At 71.9% G+C, this 18,504-nt stretch carries 12 protein-coding genes and 1 pseudogene; 6 read left to right on the top strand and 7 right to left on the bottom strand.

All coding sequences use genetic code 11. The features are described 5' to 3' along the window. The 5 genes from AOK24_RS15910 to AOK24_RS15890 form a co-directional block, all read right to left on the bottom strand. On the bottom strand, nt 1-1,141 hold a 1,141-nt coding region (locus AOK24_RS15910), incomplete at its 3' end, for a mandelate racemase/muconate lactonizing enzyme family protein (protein WP_055720733.1). Between the two features lies 1 nt (nt 1,142). Continuing rightward, on the bottom strand, nt 1,143-1,970 hold the full coding sequence (locus AOK24_RS15905; RefSeq protein ID WP_055720732.1) for a carbohydrate ABC transporter permease: 828 nt from the start codon (nt 1,968-1,970) through the stop codon (nt 1,143-1,145). After that, entirely contained in the window at nt 1,970-2,800 is an 831-nt protein-coding gene (locus tag AOK24_RS15900) for a carbohydrate ABC transporter permease (RefSeq protein WP_055720736.1), read from the bottom strand. The genes AOK24_RS15905 and AOK24_RS15900 overlap by 1 nt, the downstream gene beginning before the upstream one ends. A gap of 142 nt (nt 2,801-2,942) precedes the next feature. Beyond that, complete coding sequence (locus tag AOK24_RS15895; RefSeq protein ID WP_055720731.1) at nt 2,943-4,211, bottom strand: ABC transporter substrate-binding protein; 1,269 nt, start codon at nt 4,209-4,211, stop codon at nt 2,943-2,945. Continuing rightward, nucleotides 4,208-6,586: an RICIN domain-containing protein gene (locus AOK24_RS15890; protein WP_079056833.1), complete on the bottom strand. Its 2,379-nt coding sequence runs from the start codon at nt 6,584-6,586 to the stop codon at nt 4,208-4,210. Before AOK24_RS15890 ends, AOK24_RS15895 begins: the two co-directional genes overlap by 4 nt. A 281-nt stretch (nt 6,587-6,867) precedes the next feature. Between AOK24_RS15890 and AOK24_RS15885 the strand changes: the two genes are divergently transcribed. Together AOK24_RS15885 and AOK24_RS15880 are read left to right on the top strand one after the other, a co-directional pair. After that, nucleotides 6,868-8,187: an RICIN domain-containing protein gene (locus AOK24_RS15885; RefSeq protein ID WP_240553947.1), complete on the top strand. Its 1,320-nt coding sequence runs from the start codon at nt 6,868-6,870 to the stop codon at nt 8,185-8,187. A gap of 90 nt (nt 8,188-8,277) precedes the next feature. Continuing rightward, a complete protein-coding gene (locus AOK24_RS15880; protein WP_055720729.1) occupies nt 8,278-11,133 on the top strand; it encodes a glycosyl hydrolase family 95 catalytic domain-containing protein in 2,856 nt (951 codons plus the stop codon). A 10-nt stretch (nt 11,134-11,143) separates the two neighbouring features. Here AOK24_RS15880 and AOK24_RS15875 read toward each other — a convergent pair whose 3' ends face one another. After that, on the bottom strand, nt 11,144-12,829 hold the full coding sequence (locus AOK24_RS15875; RefSeq protein ID WP_055720728.1) for a ThuA domain-containing protein: 1,686 nt from the start codon (nt 12,827-12,829) through the stop codon (nt 11,144-11,146). Between the two features lie 12 nt (nt 12,830-12,841). Further along, nucleotides 12,842-15,646 carry a PQQ-dependent sugar dehydrogenase gene (locus tag AOK24_RS15870; protein WP_055720727.1) on the bottom strand — a complete coding sequence of 935 codons (2,805 nt, stop codon included), beginning with the start codon at nt 15,644-15,646 and terminating at the stop codon, nt 12,842-12,844. 288 nt (nt 15,647-15,934) lie between these two features. On the opposite strand from AOK24_RS15870, the gene AOK24_RS15865 reads away from it, so the two are divergent. The 4 genes and pseudogenes from AOK24_RS15865 to AOK24_RS50685 form a co-directional block, all read left to right on the top strand. After that, nucleotides 15,935-16,684, top strand: coding sequence for a FadR/GntR family transcriptional regulator (locus AOK24_RS15865; RefSeq protein ID WP_079056832.1), 750 nt, complete (start codon nt 15,935-15,937; stop codon nt 16,682-16,684). Between the two features lie 236 nt (nt 16,685-16,920). Next, nucleotides 16,921-17,664 carry an MgtC/SapB family protein gene (locus tag AOK24_RS15860; RefSeq protein ID WP_055720726.1) on the top strand — a complete coding sequence of 248 codons (744 nt, stop codon included), beginning with the start codon at nt 16,921-16,923 and terminating at the stop codon, nt 17,662-17,664. 173 nt (nt 17,665-17,837) lie between these two features. Next, nucleotides 17,838-18,140 (top strand): annotated as a pseudogene (locus AOK24_RS50690) (response regulator); the annotation flags it as partial. Between the two features lie 2 nt (nt 18,141-18,142). Then, a partial coding sequence (locus AOK24_RS50685; RefSeq protein ID WP_240553945.1) for a winged helix-turn-helix domain-containing protein occupies nt 18,143-18,417 on the top strand: 275 nt, incomplete at its 5' end. Nucleotides 18,418-18,504: the final 87 nt, after the last annotated feature.

Genomic DNA, 18,504 nt, shown 5'->3' with positions numbered 1-18,504 from the left:
GGGTGGGGAGCAGGCGGCGGCCGGCGGATTCTGGGCGTACGGTTGTGCCGTCGGCGGCTGGGGGAGTGGGGTGGGGGGCTGCTGCGCGGATTGTTGCCTCGTCGACCCGGATGCCGAGGCCCGGTGAGTCGCCGAGGATGAACTCGCCGTCCTCGACGTGCAGATCGACGTGGATGCCGAAGGGCGGCTGGAGGTCCTGGAGTTCGCCGGCTAGGTGGTTCGGCATGGTGGTCGCCGCGTGGAGGAGGCCGACCGGGGTGGTGCCGACGCAGCTGACCGGCAGGTCGTGCGCGTGGGCGAGGGTGGCGACCCGCAGGAAGTGGGTGATGCCCCACACCGCGCTCGTCTGGACGATGTCGACCGCCCCCGCGGCGAGCAGCGGCCGGAACTGTTCGAGGCCGGAGAGGTTCTCGCCGCTGGCCACCGAGGCGCGGATGCCCCGGCCGACCACGGCGAGGCCTTCGGCGTCCCAGCGCCGGACCGGTTCCTCGACCCAGGTGAGGTCGAGGGTGCGCTCCAGCGCGCACACGTGGCGGACGGCCTGTTTGCGCGACCACGACTCGTTCGCGTCGAGCATCAGCGCGGGCTGCGCTCCCCGGGCGCCGTCGGCGAGGACCTCGCGGACCAGCGACAGCCGCCGCCGGTCCCGTTCGACGTCCAGTCCGCCCTTCAGCTTGGCCGCGCGCAGACCGCGTTCCGCGTACGCCTGGTAGACGGCTACGAGTTCGGCGTCGGTGAGGCCGATGTCCAGACCCGAGGCGTACGCGGGCACCCGCCGGTCACGGCCGCCGAGCAGACGCCACAGGGGTTCCCCGGTGGCCTGGGCCTTGATGTCCCACAAGGCTGTGTCGAAGGCGCCGATGGTGCCGAACACCGCGCCCGCGTGCCCGGCCTTGAACGTCTGCCGCAGCATCCGGTCGTACAGGGCCGTGACAGCGCGCGGGTCCTCCCCGTCGAGGGCCGCGAAGACGGACTCCGCGTCGACGGACGGCCCCAGACCGACGCCCGTGATCCCCGCGTCGGTGGTCACCAGGACGACCGGCACGGGGACGAGCCCGTCGGCGTAGACGCCGTTGGCGTCACCGACCGGCCGCCCCCAGTCCAGGACCGTGTTCAGGGTTCGAAATCCGGTGATCCGCATGTCAGCCCTTCGTGGAACCGGCGGTGACGCCTTCGGCGATGTGACGCTGGAACAGGAGGTAGAGCAGCAGCATCGGCACGGCGGCGATCAGGACACCGGCGGCGAACGTGGGGATGTCGTCCGCGTACTGCCCGCGCAGCGAGGTGACTCCGACCATCAGGGTGCGGTTCTCGGCCGACGGCATGATCAGCAGGGCGATGAGGACGTCGTTCCAGCAGAACAGCGCGTTCAGGACACCGACCGAGACCAGGGCCGGGGCACCCAGCGGCAGCATGATCCGCCGGTAGACGCCGAAGTGGGTGTTGCCGTCGACCCGGGCCGCGTCGACGAGTTCGGCCGGGACGTGCGCGTAGTAGCTCGCCATCAGGAAGACGGTGAACGGCAGGAACTGCGCGACATAGGCGAGGACGAGCCCGGCGTGGGTGTCGATGAGACGGAGGTCGGCCATCGTCCGGGCGAGCGGCACCATGATGACCTGGAACGGGACGAACAGGGCCGCGAGGCAGCCCAGGAACAGCGCCCGCGACCCGCGGAACCGCAGCCTGCCCAGGGCGAAGCCCGCCATCGACCCGATCAGCAGCAGCAGGACGACCGCGCACGTGACGACGATCAGCGAGTTGGCGAAGTAGCGTGCCATTCCGGCGCTGTCCCACGCGGTGGCGAGGTTGTCCAGGCGCGGGGAGCGCGCGGGGGCGAACCGGTCGAGGACGTACTCGTGCCGGGTCTTCAGCGCCACGTTCGTGGTGAACACCAGCGGATAGACCGTGGCCAGCGCGAGCACCCCCATCGCCCCGGCGACCAGCCACCGGCCCGCCCGGGAGGCCGACATCACTCCGCCCTGCCGGCGCGGCTGAGCACACTGACCTGGAGCAGCCCGACCACCACCATGACGAGGAACAGCACGGTGGACGCGGCCGAGGCGAGCGCCGGGCGGTTCAGCCGGCCCTGCTGGATCCAGATGTAGTACTCCGGCAGATAGGTCGAGCCCCCCGGGCCGCCGCCGGTCATCACGTAGAGCAGTCCGAACATCGACGTCAGCATTCCGATCATCGTGGTCACGAACACGAACTGGATGGTGCGGGACAGGCCCGGGACGATCACGTGCCAGATGATCCGGGGCACCGACGCGCCGTCGATCCGCGCCGCGTCCAGCAGCGAGGAGTCCAGCGTCGCGAACCCGGCGAGGAACACCACCAGCGCCATCCCGAACGTCGCCCAGACATGGACCCCGACGACCGTGTAGAGCGCGACGTCCGGATCGCCGAGCCAGTCGACCCGGCCGAGACCGACATCGTCCAGCAGCGTGTTGACCGGGCCGTCGTAGGCCAGCAGCAGGTTGAAGATCGCGCCGACGATCACCGGCGACAGCACGGCGGGGAAGAAGTAGGCGCCGCGGAAGAACCGGTGCCCCGGAACGCGCAGGTGGATGAAGGTCGCGAGGAGCCCGGGAACGGCGACCGCCACCGGCAGCAGCAGCACCAGCAGCCCCGTGTTGCGCAGCGCCCCGCGGAAGAGCGGGTCGTCGAAGAGGTCCGCGTAGTTGTCCAGCCCGACCGAGGCGCCGTCGAGGTCCCCGTCCCCGGTGAAGGAGAAGTTGACGCCGAGCACCAGGGGATACAGCCGCAGGGTGACGACCACCAGCACCGCCGGGGCGACCAGGACGTACGGCGCGAAGCGGTCCGCCCTCGGGCGGCGCGGCCTCGCCCGGCCCGCCGGGCGCGCACCCCCGGCGGCCGGCGGCCCCGTCCGCCCGGCCGGCGCCGGACGGACGGGGGGCGGCGTGGCGTCGAGCGGCACCCGGTCAGCCCTCCCGGTCCGACGCGGCGAGCTGCCTCAGCGCCTCGTCGACGGTGACCGACCCGCTCAGCAACTGCTGGGACAGCCGCCCCATCAGATCGAGGGTCCGCGCGGAGAGCGCCACATGCAGGGCGGGCCTGCCGCTCTTGATCTCGGAGACGATCGCGGAGACGGCCGGGCCGCCCTTCGACACGTCGACGGACGGGTCGGAGATGATGGCGCCCGCGTCGGCGTGGAACGCCGCCAGCGCGTCCCGCGAGGTGAGCGAGCGGACCAGATCGGCGGCGAGCTTCGGATCGGCGGTCCACTTGGCGACCGCGTAGCCGATACCGCCGTCGTACGGCAGGCTCGGTGTCGCCCCCGGGGTGATGACCGGCGCCCGCATGACGCCGATGTCGTCGGGGTCGAGGAACTCGCCGAAGTCCTTCCAGTGCCCGACGTCCGACATCAGCCCGATGACGTGGGCGGCCTTGCCGGAGGAGAAGAGCGCGAAGGAGTCGTTGAACATCGCCGTCGAGTTGGCTCCCTTGTTGTTGAGGCCGGCGGCGTCGGTCTCCTTCCACAGCTCGAAGATCCGCTTCACGTGCGGGGACGTCCAGTTCCGCTTCCCGGCGATCCAGTCGTCGTACTCCCGGCCGGTGAGCGCGCCGGAGCCGAGGCCGGACAGGAAGAACTGGATGCCGGCACCCTCCTTGTTGCCGAGCGCGACGCACGCGACGCCCGTCTTCTTCCTGATCGTGGCGCAGTCGTCGACGAAGGCGCTCCAGGTCGCGGGCGGGCGGTCGGGGTCGAGGCCCGCCCGCGCGTACAGCTTCTTGCTGTAGTAGATCGGGTGCCCCTGCAAGGTGACCGGTGCGGCGTAGGTATGGCCGTCCTTGCTGAACGCGTCCCAGCTCACCAGGCGGTCCCGGTCCCCGGCGAGGTAGGGGTCCAGCGGGACGAGCGCGTCCGTCCGGTCGCGGATCTGGCCGCCGCCGTTGAACAGCATGACGTCCGGGCCCTTGCCCGCCTGGATGGCCGTGCCGAGCAGGGTGTAGTACTGGTCGAAGGGCTGGGCCACGAACTCGACGGTGACGCCGGGGTGCTTCTTCGCGAAGTCGGCCTTGGCCTTGGCGAGGTAGGCGGCAGCGGCGTCGTCCCCCGACTTCCAGTCCCAGACGACCAGCTTGTCCGTGTCGCCGCCGGACGACGGTTTCGACCCCGAGGCGCTGCCGCAGCCGGCCAGGGCCGCGGCGGTCAGGAGGACGGCCGCCCACGGTGCGTGCCGTCTCATCGCAGGCTCCACTTCTGGTTGGCGCCGCCGTGGCACGCCCACAGGTGGATCAGGGTGCCGTTCGCGGTCCCGCTGCCGCTCGCGTCGAGGCACAGCCCGGACTGCACGCCGGTGATGGTGCCGTCGGCGTTGACGTTCCACTGCTGGTTGGTGCCGCCGTGGCAGTCCCAGACGATCGCCTTGGTGCCGTTGGCGGTTCCCTGCCCGGAGGCGTCCAGGCACTTGCCGCCGTCCAGGGCGAGTTGCCTGCCCGGGGTGTGGGTCCAGCGCTGGTTCGCGCCGCCGGTGCAGTCCCGCAGCTGCGCCTGGTCTCCGCCCGCCGGGGTCGCGGCGCCGAAGCCGACGCAGCGGCCCGACGGGCCGCCCACGATCGCGCCGGCCTGCGGGTCGCCGCCGCCGCGCGGTCCGGCGTCGGCGATCACGGCCTGGGCGCCGGACGGCCAGTTCCCGCCCGTGACGGTGGTGTTGCCGCGGACGACGTTGCCGCGGTCGCCGTTGGTGATGTTGGTGCTGCCGTTGGTCGACCAGTTGTCGGTGACCGTCCAGTTGCCCATGTTCTCCCCGCCCCAGTAGTTGGCGGTGGCCCAGGTGCCGGTGGCGTCGAAGACGTTGCGGGTGGCGGTGTAGTAGCGGGAGCCCTCGTCGAAGTAGAGGCCGAAGTAGCCCTTGGTGCGCTGGCAGTGGTTGGCGCTGATCTCGGCGTACGGGTTCCAGCCCAGGGTGTAGATGCAGCCGCCGTCGTTCATCTGCTGCATGACGTCGTGGATGTGGTTGCCGGTGAGCCGGTTGCCGGACGCGGTGGTCGGGGTCGTGTACCGGGGCTGGTAGTCGTACAGGCCCCGGCCCGCGTAGTGGTCGCTGCCGCCCGCGTCGTTGCTGCCCCAGCCGTAGCCGATCGACATGCCGGAGTAGGGCATGTTGTAGACCTCGTTGTGGGTCACGTTCGTCGTCGTGACGTAGGTGGTCAGGACCGACACGTTGCCCCGGTACTCCAGGCCGAGGTCGTGGATGCGGTTGTCGCTGACAGTGATGTTCCGGTTCGTCATCCGCTGGTCGCCGGGGTGGTGGGCGTCGGCGCGGACCCCGCCGACGACGATGCCGCCCGCCGAGCTGCGGGCGATCTCGGAGCGGGTGACCGTGATGTCGCTCGCGCCCAGGCCGACTCCGCTGGCGTGGGCGTTCGCGTCGTTGCCGATGCCGATGGCGGTCTGTCCCAGGTTGACGAACGCGCTGTCGCCGAAGGTGATGCCGCGCGCGGCGGACACCTGCACGGCGGCCGGCATCTGGCTCCAGTGCGGGCGGGCCGCCTCGAACTGCCGGCAGCCGTTCTGGCAGGACGTCAGCCGGTCGGCGGGCCAGTTCCAGTTGCCCGCGAGGTAGGCGCCGGTCTGCTGGTCGGCGTACCCCTGGTCGCCGCTGGGGCCGAGCCAGCTCGTGCCGGTGAACGTGATCCCGCTGAACGTGATGTCGTGCGCGGGCGCGTCATAGGTGCCGCCGACGTTCACCAGCGACTGGAGCACCGGCAGTTCGACGCGCGCGGTGCTCATGTTCTGCCCGGCCAGCGGGATGTAGTACAGCGAGCCGGTGCCCGGGTCGACGTACCACTCGCCGGGGGAGTCGAGGAACTCGTACGCGTTGGCCAGATAGAACGGGCCCGCCCGGTGCGGGGCGGTGAGGGTGTCGTAGCCGAAGGTGTTGTTGTTCCAGGCGGGCTGACGCATCGTGACGACGTTCCCGCGGATGCTCTGCACGGGCGAGTAGCGGTCGGTGAAGGAGTTGACGCTCTCCACCTCGACCCGGTTCTGGCCCGCCAGGTTGTTGAGGTAGCCCAGAGCGGGGTCGGAGAAGGTCATGCCCGTGCTGGTGAAGGTGAACGAGGACCGGTTCACCTGCGTCCGCGCGCGGGTGGCGACCGCGCCGTCGACGTACAGCTGCCGGGTGTCGGTGCCGGCGGCGACGTCCGCGCGCCAGATGTTCTTCCCGGTGTCGGCGACCGACCAGCCGGTGACCGCGCGGGCGCCGCTGAGCACGGGGCGCGCGGAGGGGGCGGCCCGCCACACGACCTGGTGGCCGTCGGTGCCGGAGTCGGCCGCCGTCATCCGCAGGGGCGCGGACAACCGGTACACGCCGTCGGTGAGTTCGACGGCGATGTCGTCCGACATCCCTGGGGTGAGCGAGCGCACGGCTGCCTGCGCTGCGGGCAGCGAGCAGGGCTCGGTGGCCGAACACGCGGTGCCGGTGCCGGACGGGGCGGCGTACAGGGTGGTCGTGGCCTCGGAGGCGGCGGCGGGGGCAGGGGCGGTCGCGGCCAGCGCGGCGGTCGTCGCCGCGGCGGCCACGAAGGCCCGCACCGCCAGGGACCAGGATGCGAACACGGGATCTCCTTTACGTGGGATGGATCCGGCGTACGCCCCTGCCTAGGCAGACCTCAGTGCACCATATGAATCATGTACATGCAATGGATGGATGCGACTCATCCGTGCGATCCCTTGACGACAGTGGGGCGGACCGCTTCCATGGGGGACGTTTGAGTATCCGGTCGACCTGCATGAGTCGGACTCATTCGAACTTCACGCGTAGCCCCTGTGTACGGCGAACCCCCACAACGTAGTGGAGTGGCGTGATGACGAGATACAGATCCTTATTCCGGTCCGCCGTGGCCGCGGCGCTTCTGGTCGTCGCCGCGGGCGGCGCCGCGCACGGCGCTGAGGCGGCTCCCCCGCCGCAGGCGTCCGCCGCGAGCCCCGGGTGCGGCAGCGCCCCGAAGCTGACCAGCGGTACCCACACCATCCAGAGCAACGGCAAGAGCCGCAGCTTCATCCTCAGACTCCCCGACAGCTACGACAACAACCGCCCCTACCGCCTCGCGTTCGGCTTCCACTGGTGGGGCGGCACCGCGAACGACGTCGCCTCCGGCGGAAGCGACGGATACGCCTGGGCCTACTACGGCATGCTCTCCCAGGCCAACAACAGCACGGTCTTCGTCGCGCCCCAGGGCATCGGCAACGGCTGGGCCAACACCGGCGGCGAGGACGTGACCTTCACCGACGACATGCTCCGGGTCATCGGCCAGGGCCTGTGCGTCGACACCGCACAGGTGTACTCCGTGGGCTTCAGCTACGGCGGCGCCATGAGCTACGCCCTCGCCTGCGCCCGGCCGACCGCCTTCCGCGCGGTCGCCGCCATCGCCGCCCCCGGACCGATCAGCGGATGCGCGGGCGGCACCGGACCCGTCGGCTACCTGGGCATCCACGGCATCTCCGACAGCATCCAGAACGGCCGCGCGCTGCGGGACCGGTTCGTCCGCAACAACGGCTGCACCTCGCAGAACCCGCCCGAACCCGCGCGCGGCAGCCTCACCCACACGATCACCGCGTACGCCGGCTGCCAGGCCGACCACCCGGTCGTCTGGGCCGCGTTCGACGGCGGCCACCAGCAGGGCCCCGTGGACGGGTGCGCCGGCTGCGAGAGCGGCGCCAGGAGCTGGGTCAAGGCGGAACTGTGGCGCTTCTTCACCCGGTTCGGCTCCGAGCCGCCCGCGCCGACGGTCCCGGAACCCGGGGTCGCCTACCGGCTGGCGGCCGTCCACAGCGGCAAGGCGGCCGACATCGAGGGCGCGTCCACCGCGGCCGGCGCGGCACTGATCCAGTGGTCCGTGAACGGCGGGCTCAACCAGCGGTTCGACTTCGTCTCCTCCGGCGACGGCTACTACCGCATCCGGGCCCGGCACAGCACGCTGGTCCTCCAGACCGCGGGCCCGGCCGCCGGCGCGGGCATCACCCAGCAGCCCGACACCAACGCCCCCGGCCAGCAGTGGCGCGTCGTCGACCAGGGCGACGGCACGATCGGCCTGGTCAACCGGCAGAGCGGCCTCGCCATGGACGTACCGGGCGGGTCGACCGCCGACGGCGCCCGCGTCTCGCAGCAGGCCGCGAACGGCGCCGCCCACCAGCGGTTCCGCCTCCAGCGCGACTGACCGCCCGGTCACCGGAACCACGGCACGCCGGCGCGGCTGCGCAGCCGCGCCGGCGCAACTCCGCGTACGCCACAGGAAGGTGGGAGCCAGATGCCCGATCCGACACGACGGCAGGCGATGAGACTGGGCGTGGCCGGTGCCGTACTCGGCCGCACCGGCTGGACGGCGACCGCCCGCGCCGACGCGACCGCGCCGCCCGAGGTGCGAGCCGCCGGCGACCTCGCGCTCTGGTACGACAAGGCGGCCGGCACGGAGTGGCTGCGCGCGCTGCCGGTCGGCAACGGCCGCCTCGGCGCGATGGTGTTCGGCAACACCGACACCGAACGCCTCCAGCTCAACGAGGACACCCTCTGGGCCGGCGGCCCCCACACCTACGACAATGCGCGCGGCGCCGCCGCCCTCGGCCGCATCCGCCAGCTCGTCTTCGCCGACCAGTGGGCCCAGGCACAGGACCTGATCAACCAGACCATGCTGGGCAGCCCCGCCGCCCAGCTCGCCTACCAGCTCGTCGGCGACCTGCGCCTCACCTTCCCCGGCGCGGGCGCGGTGTCCGGGTACGAGCGCCTGCTCGACCTCACCACCGCCACGACGGCCGTCACCTACACCGCGAACAACGTGCGCCACCGGCGCGAGGTGTTCGCCAGCGCACCGGACCAGGTCATCGTCGTACGGCTGACCGCCCAGACACCCGGCTCGATCACGTTCTCGGCCGCCTTCACCAGCCCGCAGCGCACCTCGGTCTCCAGCCCCGACGGCACGACGATCGCCCTCGACGGCGTCTCCGGCGACATGCGCGGCATCGCGGGCACGGTCCGCTTCCTCACCCTGGCCAGAGCGGTCGCCCAGGGCGGAACCGTCACCAGCTCCGGCGGCACCCTGCGGGTCACCGGCGCGAACAGCGTGACGCTTCTGGTCTCCATCGGCACCAGCTACGTCGACTACCGCACCGTCAACGGGGACTACCAGGGCATCGCCCGGACCCACCTGAACGCCGCCCAGGCCGTCCCGTACGACACGCTCCTCGCCCGCCATGTCGCCGACTACCAGGCGCTGTTCGGCCGCGTCCGCATCGATGTCGGCCGTACCCCGGCGGCCGACCAGCCGACGGACGTCCGTATCGCCCGGCACAGCGCGGCCGACGACCCGCAGTTCTCCGCGCTGCTCTTCCAGTACGGCCGCTACCTGCTGATCTCGTCGTCGCGGCCCGGCACCCAGCCGGCGAACCTCCAGGGCATCTGGAACGACCAGCTGAACCCGTCCTGGGACTCGAAGTACACGATCAACGCGAACCTGCCGATGAACTACTGGCCCGCCGACACGACCAACCTCGCCGAGTGCCTCACACCCCTGTTCGCGATGGTCGACGACCTCACGGCCACCGGCGCCCGCACCGCGCAGGCGCAGTACGGCGCCCGGGGCTGGGTCACGCACCACAACACCGACGGCTGGCGGGGCACCTCGGTCGTCGACGGCGCCGTGTGGGGCATGTGGCAGACCGGCGGCGCCTGGCTGGCCTCCCTGATCTGGGACCACTACCGCTTCACCGGCGACGTCGAGTTCCTGCGGCGCGGCTATCCGGCGCTGAAGGGCGCGGCCCAGTTCTTCCTCGACACCCTGGTGCCCCACCCCACCCTGGGCCACCTGGTCACCAATCCGTCGAACTCACCGGAGCTGACCCACCATCCGGACGTCAGCGTGTGCGCGGGCCCGACGATGGACATGCAGATCCTGCGCTCCCTGTTCGACGGATGCGCGTCCGCCAGCGAGGTCCTCGGGACCGACGCCGCCTTCCGCGACCAGGTCCGCGCGGCCCGGCAGCGGCTGGCCCCGATGAAGATCGGCTCACGCGGCAACATCCAGGAGTGGCTGCACGACTGGGTGGAAACTGAGCGGGGTCACCGGCACATCTCCCACCTGTACGGCCTGCACCCCGGCAACGAGATCACCCGGCGCGGGACACCCCAGCTGTTCGAGGCCGCCCGCCGCACCCTGGAACTGCGCGGCGACGCCGGAACCGGCTGGTCGCTCGCCTGGAAGATCAACTACTGGGCGCGTATGGAGGACGGCGCGCGGGCCCACAAACTCCTGCGCGACCTCGTGACCACGGACCGGCTCGCGCCCAACATGTTCGACCTGCACCCGCCCTTCCAGATCGACGGCAACTTCGGCGCCACCTCGGGCGTCGCGGAGATGCTGCTGCACAGCCACAACGGCGAACTCCACGTCCTGCCCGCACTGCCGCCTGCCTGGCCGGCGGGCAGCGTCACCGGACTGCGCGGGCGCGGCGGCCACACCGTCGGCGCCGTGTGGCAGGGCGGCCGGCCCACCGAACTGACCGTCACCCCCGACCGCACCGGCACTGTCCGGATCCGCAGCCGCATGTTCACCGGCGCCCACGACCTGCTCGACACGACCAGCGGCGACGCGGTACGGCCCACGAAGCCCGAGACCGACCTGATCGAGTTCACCGGCCAGGCCGGACACACCTACCGCGCGACCGCCCAGGACCCCGGCCCCGTCGTGGAACCCGGCGTCTACTACCAACTCGTCGCCCAGCACAGCGGAAAACCCGCCGACATCAGCGGCGCGTCCACCGCCGCCGGCGCCCTCCTGATCCAGTGGCCGGCCACCTCGGGGCCGAACCAGCAGTTCGACTTCCTCGACTCCGGCGACGGCTACCACCGCGTCCGGGCCCGGCACAGCGGCATGGTGATCCAGGCCATGAGCTCCAGCAGCGGCGCCGAGATCACCCAGCAGCCCGACACCGGGGCGGCGAGCCAGCAGTGGCGGGTGGCCGACCAGGGCGGCGGCGTGATCGGCCTGGTCAACCGGCAGAGCGGGCTCGCCCTGGACGTGTGGAACGCGTCGACCGCGGACGGCGCCCGCATCTCCCAGGCGACCCCCGCCGCTGCCGCCCAGCAGAGGTTCCTGCTGCGGCGGGGGTAGTGGCGCACGGTCAGGGCAGGGTCCAGCGCTGGTTGGCGCCGCCGTGGCAGGCCCAGACGATGAGCGGGGTGCCGTCGGCGCTGGACGCTCCGCTCGCGTCCAGGCACTTGGCCGACCTCGGGTTCATGAGCGCGCCGTTGGTTCCGGCGGTCCAGGTCTGACCCGGGCCGCCGTCGCAGGCCGAGAGCTGGACGGGGGAGCCGTCGGTGGTGCCGGTGACGGTCATGCACCTGCCCTGGTTGCGCCAGGTGTCGCCGTCCCGGGTCCACTGCTGGGCGGCGGCGCCGTTACAGGTCCACAGCTGGAGCCTCGCGCCGCTCCCGCCCGTGTCGGCGCACTTGCCGCCGGTACCCACCAGGGGGCTCGGGGTGGGGGCGGTGCCGCCCAGCTCCCGGATCCGGATGTTGCGGAAGGACACCTCGTCGCCGTCGCCGTGGTTCTGGATGCCGATGTGCCCGGAGACCAGGGAGCGCGCCGGGTCGGTGTTGGTGAAGTCGTTGACCTTGGCGCCGTTCAGGAACACCTGGACGCGCTCGCCCTCCACCAGCGCCTCGAAGGTGTTCCACTCGCCCGGCGGGTTCAGCGCCGCGTCGCGGGCGGCGATGTCCGGCGCCCGGAAGCCGTAGACCGCGCCCGTGGTGCGGTCCGGTGTGTCCGTGGCGTCGATCTGGATCTCGTGGCCCTGGGCGAGCGCCGTGTTCGGGTCGGAGCCGGGCGGGAAGCCGATGGCGACCCCGGAGTTGTCGTCGCCGGCCATCCGCCAGTCCAGCTTCAGCGAGTAGGAGCGGAACTCCTTGGCGCTGTACCAGAGCATGCCGAGCCCGCCGGACGACGTCAGCGTGGCGTCACTGTTGGCGAAGCCGCCCGGACCGGCCTGCGACCAGCCGGTGGTGGCCCCGTTGTAGAGGGGCGTGTACCCGTTCTCCGGCCGGCAGTCCGCCTGGGCCCGGCCCGCCGTGTACCGGATGCCGCCCAGCAGCAGCGCCCGCAGGCCCGGCTCGTTGTAGCTCGCCTGGCTGTGGCCGTTGCCGGTGTAGAAGGAACGCCCGCCCTGGATCTGCTTGCACCAGGTGTGCGGATGGTCGGCCCCCATCCTGCCGCCGGAGTACGTCGACTCGTCCAGCGTCGCCAGCACCCGGGCACTGGACCGCACGTTGCTGCGGAAGTCGTACCACTCGTCCGTGCGCACCCACGACGGCCCGAGGTGCTGGGTGGCCGGGTGCGCCCGGTTCTCGACCCGGACGGTGGCCTGCTGGACGGCCGGGTGCGAGGCGAAGTACGCCCCCACCAGCTCGCCGTAGAACGGCCAGTCGTACTCGGTGTCGGCAGCCGCGTGGACGCCGACGTACCCGCCCCCGCCCCGGATGTAGGACTCGAACGCGCTCTGCTGGGTGCCGTTCAGGACGTCACCGGTGGTGTTGAGGAACACCACCGTCTCGTACCGGGCCAGGTTCGCGGCGGTGAACTGCGCCGCGTCCTCGGTCGCGGTCACCGTGAAGCTGTTCGCCGCGCCCAGTTCCCGGATCGTCCGGATCCCGGCGGCGATGGAGTCGTGCCGGAACCCGGCGGTCTTGGAGAACACCAGGACGTCGTACGGCGCGTCGGCGGCGCCGGCCGGCGGGGCGGCGCCGAACGCGAGGACGGCGAGCGCAGCGGCTAACGTGCCGAGCGCGCGCCGGGTGAACGAGCGTTTCATGTCTTCGCCCTCCTAGGACGACGTCCACTTCTGGTTGGGGCCCCCGTTGCAGGTCCAGATGATCAGCCGGGTGCCGTCGGCGGAGCCGGCGCCCTCGGCGTCCAGGCACTTGCCGCCGGTGCGGATCGTGCCGTCGCCCTGCACGGACCAGTTCTGCGCGGCGGAGCCGTCGCAGGCCGCGAGCTGGACCGCGGTGCCGTCGGCGGTGGCGCCGCCGGCGGTCGCCATGCACTTGTCCAGTGCCCGCAGGGTGCTTCCGCTCACCGTCCACTTCTGGTCGGCTCCGCCGTCGCAGGTCGACAGCTGGAGGCGGGTGCCGTCGCCGGCGTCGACGCACTTGCCGCCGATGCCGGTGATCTGCCGCCCGGTGCCGCCCGGCGGTGTGCCGAACGTGAACGCGTCCACGTCGAAGAGGAAGCCGCTGCCGCCGGAGAACGTCAGATACACCGTCACGGTCCCGGCGGGGACGCCCGTCAGCGTGGTGGAGACCTCCCGGAAGGTGTCCCACCCGCCGGTCACCGGCACCGCGACCGAGCCGAGCACGGGCCCGGTCGGCGACCCCGTCCGCACGGACAGCGTGCCGCCCGCGCCGCCGGACGACACCCGCGCGCTGAACCGGGTCTCCCCGCCGAGCGCGTAGGGCCCGAACGCGATCCAGTCGCCGTTGTGGATGTCGCCGACGGTCCTGCCGCCCTCGGCGCCCGCCTTGTCGTACAGCGCCGTGCCCGACTGGGCGGTGCGGTGCTCGGCCTGGCGGTGGCGCAGTTGCAGGGTGTGCTGCGTGTGCGTGGTCAGCGCCGGCTGGCCGCCCCCGCCGAGATCGGTGTACTCGGCGTCGAACACCGCGAACAGGTTCGCCGCCGTGTCGTGCTCGCCGTCCACGGGGATCGGCAGGGTGCCCGAGCAGCCGGTGCGCGAGGTGATCTGGTGGCCGTGGTCGTCGTGGCCCAGGAGATACGTCAGCTTCACCCGCGAGCAGTCGACCGTGCCGTCCTCCGGGTCCGTCACGGTGATCGTGTACGGCACGGTGTCGCCGAAGGAGAACAGGGTGCCGTCGGCCGGCGGGTTCAGCGTGACCGTGGGCGCGGTGTTGCCGACCGTGATCGTCACACCGGCGGTGGCGGTGCGCCCGGCCGGGTCGGTCACCGTGAGGGTGACGCTGCGCCGGCCGTTGTCCGGGTAGGTGTGGCTCGGGGAGGGCGAGGAGGACGTGGTGCCGTCGCCGAAGTCCCAGCGGTAGGTGAGTGCGCCGCCCTCCGGGTCCGAGGAGCCCGCCGAGGAGAAGGCGACCGTCAGCGGCGCGAGCCCCGACGTCCGGTCGGCGGCGGCCCGTGCGGTCGGCGCCTGGTTGCCGGCCGGGTTGTACTCGATGCGGTAGAGGGCGGACTCCGAGTTGCCGCTGCCCCAGCCCGTTCCGTAGTCCAGCACGTACAGGGCGCCGTCCGGGCCGAACGCGGTGTCCATGATCTGGGTGCCGCGCCACGGGAAGTCGTTGATCTGCCCGGCCGACCCGTCGGCCTCGACGTCGACCGTCTTCAGCCAGCGCCTGCCGAACTCGGCGAGGAACACGTGCCCGTCCAGCGAGGCCGGGAACTTGACCGTCGACGGGTTCGCCGCGTCGTAGCGGTACACCACACCGCCCATCGGCGACTCGGAGCCGCAGCCGAACGCCGCGAGCGAGCAGTTGTCGTAGTTCAGCCACGCCGGACGGGCGGCGGGCAACGCGGTCAGCCCGGTGTTGCGGGGCGAGTTGTTGACCGGCGCGGCGCAGTTGAACCGGCTCCCGGACGGCCCCGACGGGAACGTGTAGTCGACATAGGTCTCAGCGGCGGTGTTCTTGCCCATGCAGTAGGGCCAGCCGTAGTTCCCGGCCGAGGCGATCCGGTCGAACTCGACCTGCCCGGCGGGCCCGCGGCTGTTGCTGGCCGTGCCCGCGTCGGGGCCGTAGTCGCCGAGGTAGATGACGCCGGTGGCCTTGTCCACACCGAAGCGGAACGGGTTGCGGAAACCCATCGCGTAGATCTCCGGCCGGGTCCCCGAGGTGCCCGGCGCGAACAGGTTGCCCGCCGGGATCGAGTACGTCCCGTTCGCGTTCACCTTGATCCGCAGCACCTTGCCGCGCAGGTCGTTGGTGTTGGCGGCGCTGCGCTGCGCGTCGTAGGCGGGGTTGCGGCCCGTGCGCTCGTCGATGGGGGTGTAGCCGTCCGAGGCGAACGGGTTCGAGTCGTCGCCCGTGGAGAGGTAGAGGTTGCCGGCCGCGTCGAAGTCGATGTCCCCGCCGACGTGGCAGCACATGCCCCGGCTGGTCGCGACCTCCAGCACGGTCACCTGGCTGGCCGTGTTGAGCGTGAAGTCGGCGTTCAGAGTGAACCGGGAGAGCCGGTTGACGCCGTTCCACACGGAGAAGTCCGTGCCGTTGTCCGGGGCGTCGCCGCCCGGCGTGGACAGCGGGGGCGCGTAGTACAGGTAGATGAACCGGTTGCCGGCGAACCCCGGGTCCACCCCGATGCCCTGGAGGCCCTCCTCGTCGTGCGTGTACACCGGCAGGGTGCCGATCACGCTGGTGACGCCGGCGGCGGTGGTGCGGCGCAGGGTTCCGTTGCGCGCCGTGTGCAGCACCGAGCGGTCCGGCAGCACGGCCAGGGACATGGGTTCGCCGACCTCGGCGACGCCCCGGGCCAGTTCGACCTGCTGGAAGTCGGCGGGGTTCACCGCGTGCGCCGCCGCGGGCACGGGGGCGGCGAACGCCGGCACGACGAGGGTCGCCGCGATCAGCGCGGCCACCGCGATCAGGCGTCTTGCGATCAGTCTCTTCACGACATCGGCTCCGGCGGGAGGGCAGGGGGCAGGGACGGTCCGGCGCTGGTTCGCGCCGCCGTGGCAGGACCGGACGATCAGTCGAGCGCCGCGCGGTGTGACCTGGGGGATGTCTGCCGTCGCCACCGCGGCCAGGTGAAGCGTCGGCATGTATGCGACTCATGCATGCGCCAAGATGCGCCAAATCCCGATGGTAGCCTGATTTGACCGAGGCCGGTCAAGGGTGGGGACGGGCTGATGTATGCGACTCATCTGTGGATCTCGGCCAGTGTTGTAGGATTTTTCGACATGGTGGAAGCGACAGTGGGCGGTGCCGCCGAGCCTGCGGGCTCGTACCGGCCGGGGTACGAGGTGGCCGCCGAGCGGATCCTCCAACTCATCGCCGAGTCCGGGCTGCGGCCCGGCGACCGGATGCCGACCGAGAAGGAACTGGCCGCGCTGCTCGACGCCAGCCGCAGCGTGGTCCGTGAAGCGGTCAAGATCCTCTCCGCGATCGGACGGGTCCGGGCGCACAAGGGCCGGGGCCTGTACGTCGCCGACGACGACGGGATGTTGGGCTCCTCCCGCTGGGGCGGGTTCTTCCTGCCCACCGACCTCGACCACGTCTACATGCTGTTCGAGTTCCGCCGTATCCAGGAGACCGCCGCGAGCCGGCTCGCGGCGACCCACGCGACCCCGGCCGAACTGCGCGCGATCGAGGCCGCCGTCGAGACCTGCCGGCAGGGCCATCTCACCGGACAGGCCGCACTCTTCGACCGCGGCGACGACGACTTCCACCTCGCCGTCGCCATCGCCTCGCACAACCAGTTCCTCGTCGCCTCGGTCCGTGAATCCCGGCGCCTGCAACGCCAGTCCAGCACGATCGGCCTGCACGGCACGGTCGGCGGGCACGCGCCCGAGGCGGTCGAGGAACACGCCGCGATCTACCGGGCGATCCGCGACGGCAGGCCCGAGGAGGCGGCCGGGGCCGCCGCCGTCCACCTCGACAACACCCTTGAGGACTACCGGCGCGAGATCCAGCGCCGGGTCTTCGGCTGACGCGGGGGCGCCGCCGTCGTCGCGGCGGACTCCGGGCGCTTTCTTGTTGCGTCGATATGCAAGTATGGTGGGCGGGAACCCGGAGGGAGAAGGAGGTGGACGGCATGGATCTCAGCCGGAGTAGGACGGGCCGTCACCGGCCCCGCGTCCCCGTGTCCCGCTGTCCTTCGGGCATCCGGTAGCGGCCCCCTCCCGCAGGGCGCCCGCCGCGCCCACGTTCTGTCCGGGAGGTTCCCATGGCGAACCTGACCACCTTCGACTTCGTCCTGCGGCTCGCCGCGGGCGTCGGCTGCGGCGCGCTCATCGGCGTCGAACGCCAGTGGCGCGCCCGCATGGCCGGGCTGCGCACCAACGCCCTCGTCGCCGCCGGCGCCACCCTGTTCGTCCTCTACAGCGAGGCCGTCGGCGACACCGGCAGCCCCACCCGGGTCGCCTCGTACGTCGTCTCCGGCATCGGCTTCCTCGGCGGTGGCGTCATCCTCCGCGAGGGCGGTGGCGTGCGCGGCCTCAACACCGCCGCCACACTGTGGTGTTCGGCCGCCGTAGGGGTGCTCGCCGCGTCCGGCCGGCTCGACCTGTGCCTCATCGGCACGGCCGCCGTCCTCGCCGTCCACCTGCTGCTGCGCCCGGCGGGCCGGCTCATCGACCGCGTCCCGCAGCGCGACCCCGACGGCGAAGAGGTGCGCGCCACCGTCCACCTGGTCTGCGACCGCGCCGACGAGACCCATCTGCGCGCCCTCCTCTCCCAGGCCCTGACCGGCGACGGCCTCGCCCCCACCGGGCTGAGAGTGCGCCGCGACGGCGACGACGCGACCGTCGTCCGGGCCACGGCCCTCGTCACCGGCGACCCGGCCCGCACCCTGGAACTGCTGGTCGCGCGGCTGGCGTTGGAGCCGGGTGTGCGGGATCTGCACTGGCACCTGGACGAGACCCGGTCGGACGCGTCGCTCGCCGCGGAACGCGAGACGGCGGCCGTGTAAGGGCTCGTGGGCCGGTTCTCGGACGGATCGGCGTCGGTGGGCGGCGGGTCCGGGGAGTTGCCCGCGATGCCGCGAAAGGCCCTTGCCCCAGGGGTGAAAGGGCGTACTACGGTGTTCCAGCCGCCTGCGGACCCCCACGCCGACTCGTCGAACCGTCCCGCTGAGGAGCCACGTTGAGCGCCCGAATTCTTGTCGCCGAGGACGATGCGATGCAGGCCCGGCTGATCCGGATCTACCTGGAGCGGGAGGGCAACGCGGTCCAGGTGGTCGGGGACGGGCGGTCGGCGCTGGAGCGGGCCAGGGCGCTGCGGCCCGATCTGGTGGTGCTCGACGTGATGATGCCGGTGGTCGACGGACTGGACGTGTGCCGCATCCTGCGGGCCGAGTCGGACGTGCCCATCCTGATGCTGACGGCCCGCAGCACCGAGGACGACAAACTCCTCGGCCTCGACCTCGGCGCGGACGACTACCTGACGNNGCGCCCGCTTCCAGGTCGCGGTCGCGGGCCGCCCGGTGGCGCTGACCGCGAAGGAGTTCGCCATCCTCGGGGTGCTCGCCGCCGAACCGGGCCGGGTGTTCACCCGGGCCCAGATCATCGACCTGGCCTTCGGTTTCGACCACGACGTGCTGGAACGCACGGTGGACGCCCATGTCGTGAACCTGCGGCGGAAACTGGAGGAGGACCCCGGACGCCCCTGCTACGTGGAGACCGTCTACGGGCGCGGCTACCGGATGATCGAGCCGCAGCGGTGAGAACGCCCTTACGGATCGGCTTCCGCAGACGCGTGTTCGTCCTGGTCATGCTGGTCACCGTCGCGGCGACCGGCGCCACCGCCTGGC

Source organism: Streptomyces niveiscabiei (assembly GCF_001419795.1).
Taxonomy (GTDB): Bacteria; Actinomycetota; Actinomycetes; order Streptomycetales; family Streptomycetaceae; genus Streptomyces; species Streptomyces niveiscabiei.
The sequence above is the reverse complement of the archived record's forward strand: the minus strand, read 5'-3'. Positions and strand labels throughout refer to the sequence as shown.